11 protein-coding genes are annotated in these 12,454 nt (G+C 31.3%); 10 read left to right on the top strand and 1 reads right to left on the bottom strand.

Annotated elements, in window-relative coordinates:
* Positions 1-5: 5 nt before the first annotated feature.
* Complete coding sequence (locus Q4512_RS02335; RefSeq protein WP_303421210.1) at positions 6-878, bottom strand: aldo/keto reductase family oxidoreductase; 873 nt, start codon at positions 876-878, stop codon at positions 6-8.
* 160 nt (positions 879-1,038) lie between these two features.
* Here Q4512_RS02335 and Q4512_RS02330 point away from each other — a divergent pair, with 160 nt between their 5' ends.
* The 10 genes from Q4512_RS02330 (at position 1,039) to Q4512_RS02285 (ending at position 12,453) form a co-directional block, all read left to right on the top strand.
* Positions 1,039-2,040, top strand: coding sequence for an AAA family ATPase (locus tag Q4512_RS02330; RefSeq protein ID WP_407941800.1), 1,002 nt, complete (start codon positions 1,039-1,041; stop codon positions 2,038-2,040).
* A 93-nt stretch (positions 2,041-2,133) separates the two neighbouring features.
* Positions 2,134-3,000 carry a DUF58 domain-containing protein gene (locus tag Q4512_RS02325; protein ID WP_303421206.1) on the top strand — a complete coding sequence of 289 codons (867 nt, stop codon included), beginning with the start codon at positions 2,134-2,136 and terminating at the stop codon, positions 2,998-3,000.
* Positions 3,001-3,015: 15 nt separating this feature from the next.
* Positions 3,016-4,695, top strand: coding sequence for a hypothetical protein (locus tag Q4512_RS02320; protein ID WP_303421203.1), 1,680 nt, complete (start codon positions 3,016-3,018; stop codon positions 4,693-4,695).
* 3 nt (positions 4,696-4,698) lie between these two features.
* The gene (locus Q4512_RS02315) at positions 4,699-5,703 is read left to right on the top strand and encodes a VWA domain-containing protein (protein ID WP_303421201.1); all 1,005 of its coding nucleotides are present in this window, start codon (positions 4,699-4,701) and stop codon (positions 5,701-5,703) included.
* 94 nt (positions 5,704-5,797) lie between these two features.
* Positions 5,798-6,838: a VWA domain-containing protein gene (locus Q4512_RS02310; RefSeq protein ID WP_303421198.1), complete on the top strand. Its 1,041-nt coding sequence runs from the start codon at positions 5,798-5,800 to the stop codon at positions 6,836-6,838.
* Positions 6,839-6,901: 63 nt separating this feature from the next.
* The gene (locus Q4512_RS02305) at positions 6,902-7,768 is read left to right on the top strand and encodes an aerotolerance regulator BatC (RefSeq protein ID WP_303421196.1); all 867 of its coding nucleotides are present in this window, start codon (positions 6,902-6,904) and stop codon (positions 7,766-7,768) included.
* Positions 7,769-7,895: 127 nt separating this feature from the next.
* Positions 7,896-9,665 (top strand): BatD family protein, encoded by a 1,770-nt coding sequence (locus Q4512_RS02300; protein ID WP_303421194.1) that lies wholly within the window; start codon positions 7,896-7,898, stop codon positions 9,663-9,665.
* Position 9,666: 1 nt separating this feature from the next.
* Positions 9,667-10,425, top strand: a complete 759-nt coding sequence (locus Q4512_RS02295) for a tetratricopeptide repeat protein (protein ID WP_303421192.1) — start codon at positions 9,667-9,669, stop codon at positions 10,423-10,425.
* A gap of 104 nt (positions 10,426-10,529) precedes the next feature.
* Positions 10,530-10,769 carry a hypothetical protein gene (locus Q4512_RS02290; RefSeq protein WP_303421190.1) on the top strand — a complete coding sequence of 80 codons (240 nt, stop codon included), beginning with the start codon at positions 10,530-10,532 and terminating at the stop codon, positions 10,767-10,769.
* 91 nt (positions 10,770-10,860) lie between these two features.
* The gene (locus Q4512_RS02285) at positions 10,861-12,453 is read left to right on the top strand and encodes a SulP family inorganic anion transporter (RefSeq protein ID WP_303421189.1); all 1,593 of its coding nucleotides are present in this window, start codon (positions 10,861-10,863) and stop codon (positions 12,451-12,453) included.
* Position 12,454 lies beyond the last annotated feature (1 nt).

Genomic DNA, 12,454 nt, shown 5'->3' with positions numbered 1-12,454 from the left:
CACTATTAAGGTACTTTATGACCTTGACTAGCTACTAGAATTTTAAACCAATCTTCTAATTGTAAATCTATATTAATTGCTTTTACAGCATTTTCAATTCGTTTTTCGTTTGTGGTTCCTATAACAGGGTGGATTTTTGCGGGATGTTTTAAAACCCAAGCAAGTAACAATTGGTCTTCGGTAGCGTCATATTTTTCTAATAACAACCCAAGTTGTTTGTGTATTCGTCTAGTTTGTTCCGTATCTTCTCTAAAAACAGAACCTAAAGGTGACCATGACATTGGTATAATTCTTTCTAATAGCATTTGGTCTAAAGTCCCATTATGCATTGCTTGGTGTTGTGTTAATGAAAATTCAATTTGATTTACTGAAACTTCGGTATATTTAGAAATTAAGTCCACTTGAGAAGGTGTAAAGTTGGAAACACCAAATGCTTTTACTTTTCCCTGTGCTTTTAATATGGTAATTGCTTCAGTAATTTCGTCAGGATGCATTAAAGGGCTTGGTCTGTGAAGTAATAAAAGGTCTAAATAATCTGTTTTTAAGTTTTTTAAGGATTCTTCCGCAGACCAAATGATGTAATCTTTACTATAATTGTAGTGTTTTACTTCATTATTTCTATTTTCACTTTGATATTGAATACCACATTTAGTGATTAATTGTATTTTTTCACGGTTAATGCTGCTTTCCGCGAAAGCGTTACCAAAAGCAGTTTCGGTAGTATAGCCTCCATAAATATCTGCATGGTCAAAACTGGTTACACCTTGCGACAGACAATGATTTAATAATGTAATCATCTCTTTTTTAGATAGTTGCTTACCCCATGTACCCCAGGTCATGGTTCCTGCAATAATTTTTGAAAATGGTTTTTGTATCATTTTTTTATTTTGAACATTAAAAATAGAAAAGAAAAACTCTTAAACATATATTAAACACTACATTTTTTAACCAATTATTAACAGCAACACATTAAAAATTTTAACAATTTGCACTTCCAAATTAGGAATGTTAAATTCGAGCGTTTAAAAATTAAAAATGATGGAAGACACAAGTACAGTTGATATTAAGTCAATTAATGAGAAAATTGAAAAAGAGAGTGCTTTTGTAGATTTGCTAACTTTAGAAATGAATAAAGTAATTGTTGGTCAAAAAGAAATGGTCGAGCGATTACTCATAGGGTTATTAGGGCAAGGACATATTTTATTAGAGGGAGTTCCAGGTCTAGCTAAAACATTAGCAATAAATACCCTTTCTCAAGCTGTAGACGGAAGCTTTAGTAGAATACAGTTTACTCCAGATTTATTACCTGCAGATGTTACAGGAACCTTAATTTATAACATGAAGGAAAATGACTTCAAAATTAAAAAGGGACCAATATTTGCAAATTTTGTACTAGCAGATGAGATTAACAGAGCTCCAGCAAAAGTACAATCTGCTTTATTAGAAGCAATGCAAGAAAAACAAGTAACTATTGGTGATGAAACTTTTAAGTTAGACAAGCCTTTTTTGGTAATGGCTACTATGAATCCCGTGGAACAAGAAGGAACCTATCCTTTACCTGAAGCACAAGTGGATCGTTTTATGCTAAAAACTGTAATAGATTACCCTAAGCAAGCCGAAGAGCAGCTAATTATGCGTGCTAATTTAAAAGGATCTTGGGACAAAGTAAAGCCTGTTGTTTCAGTAGCACAGATTTTGAAAGCGCAAGAAGCGGTTCGTGAGGTGTATATGGATGAGAAAATCGAGAAATACATTCTAGATATCATCTTTGCGACGCGTTACCCTGAAAAATATAAATTAGAAGATTTAAAACCATTAATCTCTTTTGGTGCTTCGCCTCGTGGTAGTATAAACCTTGCAACAGCTGCAAAATGTTATGCATTTATTAAACGAAGAGGGTATGTAATACCAGAAGATGTTCGTGCTGTAGTGTATGATGTATTACGTCATAGAATTGGAATTACGTACGAAGCAGAAGCAGAAAATATAACTTCAGAAGATATTATTAGCAAAATTGTAAACGAAATTGAAGTGCCATAGAATAGTTATTAGTAAATCAGTATTCAGTTACTTACTCGAATTCTGAATTTTAATTACTACTAACTGAAGATTGCTCACGGCATACTTATAAAGATGGATACTAAAGAATTACTAAAAAAAGTTCGTAAAATTGAGATTAAGACACGTCGTTTGTCTGATCATATTTTTGGAGGAGAATACCATTCTACCTTTAAAGGTCGTGGTATGACTTTTTCTGAAGTGAGACAGTATCAATATGGAGACGATGTTCGTAATATAGATTGGAATGTTACTGCAAGAACTATTGTGCCACATGTAAAAGTTTTTGAAGAAGAGCGTGAATTAATTATGATGCTTATGGTAGATATTTCAGGATCTGAATTGTTTGGTACAGAAGAACAATTTAAAAATGAAGTAGTAACCGAAATAGCAGCAACATTAGCATTTTCAGCAACACAGAATAATGATAAAATAGGATTAATTTTATTCTCGGATGAGGTAGAACTTTATGTGCCTCCAAAAAAAGGAAGATCGCATGTTTTGCGAATTATTCGTGAGTTAATAGAGTTTAAACCAAAAAGCAAAGGAACAAATATTGCAGAAGCTTTAAAGTTTATGCGAAACGTAATGAAAAAGAAAGCGATTGTTTTTGTGCTTTCTGATTTTATTGCAGACGATTATAAACATACTTTAAAAATAGCAGCAGGAAAACACGATGTCACAGGAATTAGAGTGTTTGATAAACGCGAAGAAGAAATGCCTAATATTGGCATGGTGCAAATGCAGGATGAAGAAACAGGAGAATTACTTTTAGTGAATACACAATCTAAATCTGTACGAAAAAATTACGCTAAATTCTACCAAGAGAAAGTAGCATATTATACAGATAGTTTTGCGAAATCTGGAGCAGGTGCCATAGATTGTAGAGTAGATGAAAGTTATGTGAAAAAGCTTTTAGGTTATTTTAAAAGAAGAGGGTAAAAAGACTAACGATTTATGAATTACGATTTTAGATTTTTGAATGATAAAATAAAGCATACTAGAGTATTAGCTATGTCTTTATTGTTTGTTCTATTCTCTTTCCTTTCTCATGCGCAAGTAACCTCTTCTATAGACTCTACTTCCATAAAAATAGGAGAACAAATTACTTATAAAGTACAAGTAGAAACAGATACAACCAATGTTGTGGTTTTTCCTGAAGGACAATCATTTCTTCCTCTAGAAGTAATAGAGTCCTACGCAATAGACACCACAAAAGAAGACGCAAAATATAAACTAATTAAAAAATATGGATTAACGCAATTTGACTCTGGAGCATTTACAATTCCAAGACAAAAAATTGTAATTGGTACTAAGGTATTTCATACCGATTCTTTACAAGTGCAAGTGAAAAATATTGTGGTAGATACTACAAAACAAGGCTTGTATGATATTAAACCAATAATTGAAGTAGATAAAACACCAAGTAAATGGTTTCAATATGTTCTTTTAACTTTATTGGTTTTATCTTTAATAGGTTTCTTATTATACTGGTTTATTTGGCGTAAAAAACCGCTTACCAAAGAAGAGAAAATAGCATTACTTCCACCTTATGATAGAGCAAAACTAGCACTAAAAACCTTAGATGAAAGTAGCTATTTAGAAAATGCCGAATTAAAAGATTACTATTCCGAATTAACTTTTATTATTAGAAAATATCTAGACGAAAAAGTATACGACCGTGCTTTAGAAAGTACCACAGATGAGTTAATAGATCGATTAAACATATTAAAAGATGCAAATCAAATAGATATTAGTAAAGACGATATTAAAAATATTGAAACGATTTTAAAGCGTGCCGATTTAGTAAAATTCGCAAAGTCTGCTCCAGATATTGAGCTTGCAAAACTAGATAGAAATACGATTGATGTAGAAATAGATCAGGTAAAAGAAGCTTTACCAGAACCAACAGAAGAAGAGAAAGCGCTAGATCAAAAATATCAAGAAGAAAAAGAGAGAAAACAAAAACGTAAAAAAACGATAATAACAATATTTGTAGTTGTTGGGTTATGTATAGCAACGTTTATTGGTTTTGGTTTAAAATACGGATTTGGTTATGTAAAAGACACTATTATTGGTCATGAAAGTAAAGAGTTGCTGGAAGGAAATTGGGTAACTAGTGATTATGGTTTTCCACCTATTACAATCTCTACACCAAAAGTTTTAAAAAGAGCAAACCCACCAATTCCTGAAGAAATAAAAGCCAAACTACAAATGACGGTTTTTAGTTTTGGTAACGTTTCTGAGCCTCTAAGTGTAACCCTTTCTACTTTAAAGCTTAACCAACAAGAAAGTCAGGAAAAAATAGATTTAAATCAGACGTCCGAACAAGCTATTAAGCAACTAGAAAAACAAGGAGTTACTAATATGTTAGTAACTAAAGAAAAGTTTGTTACTCCTAATAATGCAGAAGGATTAAAAACACAAGGAACTGCTAGTCTTCCAGTTGCTAATACAAATAATTTTTATGACGGCGAATATATCTTACTTCATTTTACCGCAGAAAATGTAATACAAGAAATTGCAATTACTTATAGAAAAGGTGATGTGTATGCTAAAGAAATAGCCGATAGAATAATTAATTCTGTAGAACTAGTAAAAGAAGAAAAAGCTAAAAAAGAACAAGAAGAAAAGTAAACCATGTTTGAAGGAATAGAATTTTTAAATAAAGAATTTTTCTGGTTGTTTTTATTACTTCCATTGGCTGTGCTATGGTATATTTTTAAACACAAAAAGCAAACAGCAGAATTAAAAATATCAAGTTTAAAAGGTTTTAAAATAACCAATTCTTGGTTGCCAAAATTTAGACACTTGCTTTTTGTTTTACGTTTAGCAGCACTAGCAGCATTAATAACAGCGTTAGCAAGACCAAGAACAGTAGATGTTTCCACAAAAACAAAAACAACTCGAGGAATAGATATTGTTATGGCAATAGATGTTTCGGCAAGTATGTTAGCAAAAGATTTAAGACCAAACCGTTTAGAAGCCTTAAAAGATGTTGCATCCGAGTTTATTGCAGGACGACCAAATGACAGAATTGGTCTAGTAGAATACGCAGGAGAAAGCTATACAAAAACACCAATTACAAGCGATAAAGCCATTGTGTTACGTTCTTTAAACGAAATAAAATACAATACTATTATTGAAGGAGGAACTGCAATTGGAATGGGATTAGCAACATCTGTAAACCGTTTAAAAGACAGCAAGGCTAAAAGTAAAGTAATAATTTTACTTACAGATGGTGTAAATAACTCAGGTTTTATAGATCCAAAAATTGCTAGCGAATTAGCAGTAGAATATGGTATTAAAGTGTACACCATAGGTTTAGGTACCAACGGTATGGCATTATCTCCTTATGCTGTAAATCCTAATGGTACTTTTCAATACGCAAGAGTGCAAGTAGAAATTGATGAAACGTTACTTAAAGAAATCGCAGATGCTACAGGAGGAAAATACTTTAGAGCAACTAATAATAAGAAGCTTGCCGAAATTTATGACGAAATAAACAAACTAGAAAAAACAGAAATAGAAGAATTTAAGTTTTATAATTACGAAGAAAAATATCGCCCGTTAGTATTATTGGCAGGACTTTTATTAGCAATAGAATTGTTATTGCGTTTCACCATTTTTAGAAGTTTTGTATAGGTTTATAGAATCTTCTGCAAGATTTTAAAAACCTTGTAGATTTTTAAAAATATTAATAATAATTAAAAGATTTCCGCTTTTGCGGAAAGTTAACATGTATCAACTAGAAGAAAAAATATGGTTTTGGGTTTTAGTGATTATTCCAGTAATAATCCTACTCTTTTTATTGCTTCAATTTTGGAAACATAAAGCGCAAAAAAACTTTGCCAATAAAGCAATATTAAAAAAATTAAGCCCAAACCAATCCGTATTTAAAAGTATATTAAAAGTCATTGTATTATGCTTGTCATTTGCATGTTTAGCAATCGCTTTGGTAAATCCAAAAGTTGGAACAAAACTTGAAACGGTAAAACGACAAGGAGTAGATATTGTATTTGCGGTAGATGTTTCTAAAAGTATGTTGGCTGAAGATATTGCGCCAAACAGGTTAGACAAATCGAAACAATTAGTTACCCAAATTATAAATAATCTAGCAAGCGATCGTGTTGGTATAATTGCATACGCAGCAAAAGCATTTCCACAATTACCAATCACCACAGATTATGCAGCAGCCAAAATGTTTTTGCAAAACATGAACACCGATATGCTGTCTTCACAAGGAACAGCTATAAATGGAGCAATACAATTAGCCGAAACCTATTTTGATAACGAAGAGCAAACCAATAGAGTATTAATAATCATTTCAGATGGTGAAGATCATTTTGGTGAATCTGCAATTCGAGCAGCCGAAGAAGCGAAAGAACATGGAATTAGAATTTTCACTATTGGAGTTGGAGATATAAAAGGAGGACCAATACCTATTAAAAGAAATGGTGTTGTTTTAAATTATAAAAAAGACAGACAAGGAGAAACTGTAATAACACGTTTAAACGATGAAAATTTAAAAAGCATTGCAGCTGAGGCAAACGGTGTTTATATTAATGGTAGAAACACCAATGAAGTTGTAGATACTATTAGAGACATTTTAAATAAAATGGATAAAACAGAATTTGAAGCCAAAGAATTTGCAGATTTTAAAGATCAATTCCAATGGTTTTTAGCATTAGCAATATTTTTGTTGTTAGTCGATATCTTTTTATTAGAACGAAAAACAGCATGGTTAAAAAAACTAAACCTATTTAACGAAAACCTTTAAATAATTTTATAAAATCTTTAACTATAAGCAAACCAGTAGTTTTATAATTTAGTAAAAATTAAAATGAAACACTTAGTAATAATCATATTCGCAATTTTTAGCATTTCTTCTTTTGCACAAGACAATGAAAAAGAAGCACAACAATTACTTGCGCAAAATAAAGCGAATGATTTCGTTTATGATGCTAACATATTAGCAGATAATGAAGACTATGTATCTGCGGAAATGGAATATAGAAAAGCGATATCAGAACAACCAAACTATGCTGTGGGTGCCTATAATCTAGGCAACTCATATTACAAAAAAGGAATTTTTGATGAAGCTTTATACAGGTTAAAACAAACTGCTAAATACGCAACAACAAAAGACGAAAAATACAGGGCATTCCATAATATTGGTAATGTTTTAATGGAAGATAAACAATGCAAAGAAGCGGCAGAAGCCTTTAAAAATGCATTGCGAAATAACCCTACAGATAACGAAACCCGATATAATTATGCTTTAGCAAAAGAATGTGCAGAGCAACAACAAGACCAACAAGACCAAGAAGACAAACAAGACGAAAATAAAGAAGATCAAAAAGACCAAGAGCAGGATAAAGAAGATCAAGATAAAGAGCAAGACAAGGAAGATCAAAAAGATCAAGACGAAGAAAACAAAGAAAACCCAGAAGACGAAGGAGATCAAGATAAAAAAGAAGGCGAAGATAAGAAAGACGAAGAAGGCGATCCTAAAGATGAAAATGAAGATCAAGGGAAAGAAGGTGAAGATCAGAAAAAAGAACAACCAAAACCACAACCAGGACAATTATCGCCTCAACAAGTTAAAAACTTATTAGAAGCAATGAATGATCAAGAACAAAAAGTACAAGATAAAATGAATGCTCAAAAGGCAAAAGGAGAGCGTGTACAAACCGAAAAAGATTGGTAAAATGTTTGCAACCCAAGTGCCTTTTGGTTGCCTTAAAGGGTTTTAAAACCTTGTATTTATAAACAAAAAAATAAAACAAAATCTTTACTTTCCATTAGGGAAAGATGTCCAAAGGACAAAAGAGCTTATGAAAACAATTAAACACATAACCATATTATTCATCGTACTTGTAACAAGTATTGCTTCAGCACAAGTGAAATTTGAAGCAAAAGTTAGTAAGAAGAAACTAGGTGTTAATGAACGTTTGCGTATTGATTTTGAAATGAATGAAGATGGCGATAATTTTAATCCACCAAGCTTTCAAAATTTTAATGTAGTTGCAGGACCAAACCAATCGGTTAGCCATTCATGGGTGAATGGAAAAAAGTCTTTTAATAAAACGTATAGTTACTTTTTAGCACCAAAAAAGCAAGGTAAATTTACAATTAATCAGGCAACAATAGAAATTAAAGGAGAAATCTATAAAACAACACCAATAACTGTGGTTGTTTCTAAAGCAGTAGATAAACCAAACGATCCTAATAATCCTGCAATAGACATAGACGACAATATTCACTTAGTTGCTGAGGTATCTAAAACTAGCCCTTATTTAAACGAAGGTATAACGGTTGTTTATAAATTATACGTTTCACCAAATACAGGAGTAAGTAATTGGAGAGAAACATCAAGCCCCAGATACAACGATTTTTGGTCTCAAAATATAGATATTAAAGGCTTAAAAATATTAAAAGGAACCTATAAAGGAGAAGATTATAGATATGTAGTTTTACGTAAAACAGTACTATATCCACAAAAAACTGGGAAATTAGAAATTGAACCTTTAAGTTTAGACATTACAGTAGATGTACCAACAAATAGACGTAATATTTTTGGTGAGCGTTTAATGACTCAAGCACATAAATCTATTTCTGCAGGAAGTAGAAATATTAACGTAAAACCGTTACCTGAAAATAATAAACCAGCAAACTTTACTGGTGCGGTTGGAGATTTTAATTTTAAAGTCGCAACATCTAAAACCGAATTAAACGCTTCAGAATCCCTACAAGCAACTGTTTCCGTTTCTGGTAATGGTAATTTGAAATTATTCGAATTACCTAAACTAAGCCTTCCAAGTTCCTTAGAGGTTTATGAGCCAGAAAACAAAGACAAAGTAAGAACAAACATTAATGGTATGCAAGGAACTCGTAGTGAGAGCTATACTGTTGTTCCGCAATTTAAAGGAAAATACCCTTTGCCAAGTATTTCCTTTTCTTATTTCGATTTACAAACAGAAAGTTATAAAACACTATCCTCAAGCGAATTGGTTATCGATGTGTTAGAAGGGCCTACAAACAACGAGTCTGCTAATAATGCTATAGCAAATGGTAGCAACAAACAGCCCGTTTTAAGTAACGATCAATTTGCATTCATTAAAACCAACGCTAATTTTGTTTCTATAAAAAAGAAAAATTTCTTTAAAACTACAGGTTTTTGGACAGCTTTATTAGGACCTCTTTTAGCAATACCATTAGCTATTGTATTTAGAAACAAACGCGATGAACGCCTTGCAGATGTAACTGGTAATAAAATTAGAAAAGCAGATAGATTAGCAAAAAGGTATTTAAGCGAAGCAAAACGAGCACTTGGGCAAAAAGAAGCTTTTTATGTGGCTCTAGAAAAAGCATTACATAATTACTTAAAAGCCAAGTTACAAATAGAAACAAGTGATTTTAGTAAAGACAAGATTACAGAAACATTAAATGAAAGAGAAGTAGAAAACACAACGGTTTCCGAATTTGTAAGTATTCTTCAAAACTGTGAGCTAGCACGTTATACGCCAATTACGCAAGTGGAAATGGAACAAGATTATGAAAAAGCATCTCGAACAATTTCTGAAATAGATAAACAAATTCGTTAATATGAAAAAGATAATTTACATACTAACCTGTATACTATCTACAATATCAGTAGCACAAAACAATACGCTTTTTGAAGAAGGAAATGCATTGTATAACGAAGGGAAATTTACGGAAGCAATTACCAAGTACGAATCCATTTTAGACACCAAAAAACATGCTGCGTCCTTATATTTTAATCTTGGTAATGCACATTATAAATTAAATAATATTGCACCAAGTATTTACTATTTTGAAAAAGCATTGCAGCTTTCGCCAAACGATAAAGAAATACAAAACAATATCGCTTTTGCAAGAAATATGACGGTAGATGCAATAGATGTGGTTCCAGAGGTTGGTTTTTCTAAACTTTTTAAAAATCTAACCAATGCGTTTAGTTTTGACGCTTGGGCTTACCTTTCTGTTGCTGCAATGGTATTATTTGTGCTTATGTCTTTATGGTATTATTTTAGTTATTCTACAGGAAGAAAAAGACTGGCTTTTATTGGTAGTTCCAGTTTTTTGTTTTTAAGTTTTATTATGCTGTTTTTTGCATTTCATAAATTCGATATAGACAAAAATAACAATCCAGCAATTGTGTTTTCGCAAGAAGCATTAGTAAAAAGCGAACCAAATTTAAGAAGCGAAGAATCTTTTAGATTACACGAAGGAACTAAAGTTTTAATTCTAGATACTGTAAATAATTGGAAAAAAATTAAACTTACCGATGGTAAAATAGGTTGGATTTCTAATGAAGATATTAAAGCTTTAAGCGAAATTTAAATTTTCCTTAACATTAAAACAATTCTATAGTTATATATTTGCAGCTTCATTTCATTTAAAGGATGCTAAAAAGAAACATTTCTATATTTTTTACTGTATTATTTATGGCAATAATTACTACGCCATCTATAATTATAGCAATGGATAGTTCTATAGATGTGTCTGTTTTTTATAGTCTTTCTGAAGAGGAAGAAAACAATAATTTCCAATTAGTTTTTTCTGAAATTGATAATGAATTCCACCCATTTTGCGATTTATTTAAAAGTAATGATTTAGATTATTTCTTTAAAAACTACGTAAACCCGCATAGAAATATTATTTCTCCACCCCCCGATTTTATTTAATATTTTATTCGTTAGACATTTATTGTCCCCAAGAAAATATTAAAAATAACTATTGATAAAATAAAGAATCAATAGTAAAAAATCAGTTTATATGTTTAAAACATTAAAAAACGACTTGCCTGCAAGTGTCGTTGTATTTTTTGTTGCTTTACCTTTATGTTTAGGTATTGCATTAGCAAGTGGAGCACCACTTTTTTCAGGAGTTATAGCAGGAATTATAGGAGGAATTGTAGTAGGAGCTTTAAGTGGTTCTAAAATTGGAGTAAGTGGTCCTGCTGCAGGACTTGCAGCAATTGTATTAACTGCAATAGGTACTTTAGGAGGTTATGAAAACTTTTTAGTAGCTGTTGTTTTAGGAGGTGTTATTCAATTGATTTTTGGCTTTTTAAAAGCCGGAATTATTGGTTACTATTTTCCTTCATCTGTAATTAAAGGAATGCTTACAGGAATTGGTATTATAATTATTTTAAAACAAATACCTCACTTTTTTGGTTATGATGCAGAACCTGAAGGAGCTGATAGTTTTTTAGAAACATCAGGAGAAAACACTTTTTCAGCAATCTGGAATATTTTTGATAACTTGATACTAGGCTCAATGGTAGCTGGATTTATAGCATTAGGTATTCTTTTATTATGGAGTAACGTTTTAGCTAAAAAAGGAAAGTTTTTTCAAATTATTCAAGGACCATTAGTAGCAGTTGTAGTAGGAATTATTTTTTACATATTAACACAATCTAATGAGACATTAGCTATTTCAAAATCACACTTAGTAAGTGTACCTGTTCCAGATGGTTTTGATTCTTTTATTGGTCAATTTAGTTTTCCTAACTTTTCTGCAATTACAAACCCAGAAGTCTGGGTTATAGCTTTCACAATTGCTCTAGTGGCAAGTTTAGAAACATTATTATGTGTAGAAGCAACAGATAAATTAGATCCAGATAAAAATGTAACACCTACAAACAGAGAATTATTAGCGCAAGGTGCAGGAAATATATTATCTGGATTAGTTGGAGGTCTTCCAGTAACTCAAGTAATTGTTAGAAGTTCTGCTAATATTCAATCTGGTGGAAAAAGTAAATTATCGACCATTATTCACGGTTTTTTATTATTAATTTCTGTAGTATTAATACCTACATTACTTAATAAAATTCCTTTATCTGTTTTAGCAGCAATCTTATTAATAGTAGGTTATAAACTAGCAAAACCGTCTTTATTTATGAAGATGTACAAACTAGGTTGGAAACAATCTGTTCCATTTTTTGTAACGGTTATAGGAATTGTATTTACAGACTTATTAGTAGGTATTGGTTTAGGTTTAGCTGTTGGTATTGTTGTTATACTATTAAAAAGTTACCAAAACTCTCACTTTCTTCATATTGAAGATAATAGTAATGGGAAACATAAAATTAAAATGGAACTTGCTGAAGAAGTAACCTTCTTTAATAAAGGAGCTATTTTAAAAGAACTAGACAGTTTGCCAAGAGATACTTATTTAGAGTTTGATGTTAGAAAAACAAGATATCTAGATTATGATATTATTGAGATTCTTGAAGATTTTGCTTTTAAAGCAAAGGAAAGAAACATCGATATTAAATTAATTTCAAAACGTGGCGTTGTTGAAAATCCACCTAGTTTTATTGAGTTTTTTCAATTAAGACCTAAATCAAATTTAAGTTTAAGTTAGT

Origin of the sequence: Oceanihabitans sp. 2_MG-2023, from assembly GCF_030547245.1 — a bacterium.
GTDB lineage: Bacteria > Bacteroidota > Bacteroidia > Flavobacteriales > Flavobacteriaceae > Oceanihabitans.
This window is presented reverse-complemented; position numbering and strand designations above follow the sequence as displayed.

Coding starts and splice junctions, on each gene's coding strand:
- Q4512_RS02335 (WP_303421210.1), bottom strand. CDS start 878: ATGATACAAAAACCATTTTCAAAAATTATTGCAGGAACCATGACCTGG.
- Q4512_RS02330 (WP_407941800.1), top strand. CDS start 1,039: ATGGAAGACACAAGTACAGTTGATATTAAGTCAATTAATGAGAAAATT.
- Q4512_RS02325 (WP_303421206.1), top strand. CDS start 2,134: ATGGATACTAAAGAATTACTAAAAAAAGTTCGTAAAATTGAGATTAAG.
- Q4512_RS02320 (WP_303421203.1), top strand. CDS start 3,016: ATGAATTACGATTTTAGATTTTTGAATGATAAAATAAAGCATACTAGA.
- Q4512_RS02315 (WP_303421201.1), top strand. CDS start 4,699: ATGTTTGAAGGAATAGAATTTTTAAATAAAGAATTTTTCTGGTTGTTT.
- Q4512_RS02310 (WP_303421198.1), top strand. CDS start 5,798: ATGTATCAACTAGAAGAAAAAATATGGTTTTGGGTTTTAGTGATTATT.
- Q4512_RS02305 (WP_303421196.1), top strand. CDS start 6,902: ATGAAACACTTAGTAATAATCATATTCGCAATTTTTAGCATTTCTTCT.
- Q4512_RS02300 (WP_303421194.1), top strand. CDS start 7,896: ATGAAAACAATTAAACACATAACCATATTATTCATCGTACTTGTAACA.
- Q4512_RS02295 (WP_303421192.1), top strand. CDS start 9,667: ATGAAAAAGATAATTTACATACTAACCTGTATACTATCTACAATATCA.
- Q4512_RS02290 (WP_303421190.1), top strand. CDS start 10,530: ATGGCAATAATTACTACGCCATCTATAATTATAGCAATGGATAGTTCT.
- Q4512_RS02285 (WP_303421189.1), top strand. CDS start 10,861: ATGTTTAAAACATTAAAAAACGACTTGCCTGCAAGTGTCGTTGTATTT.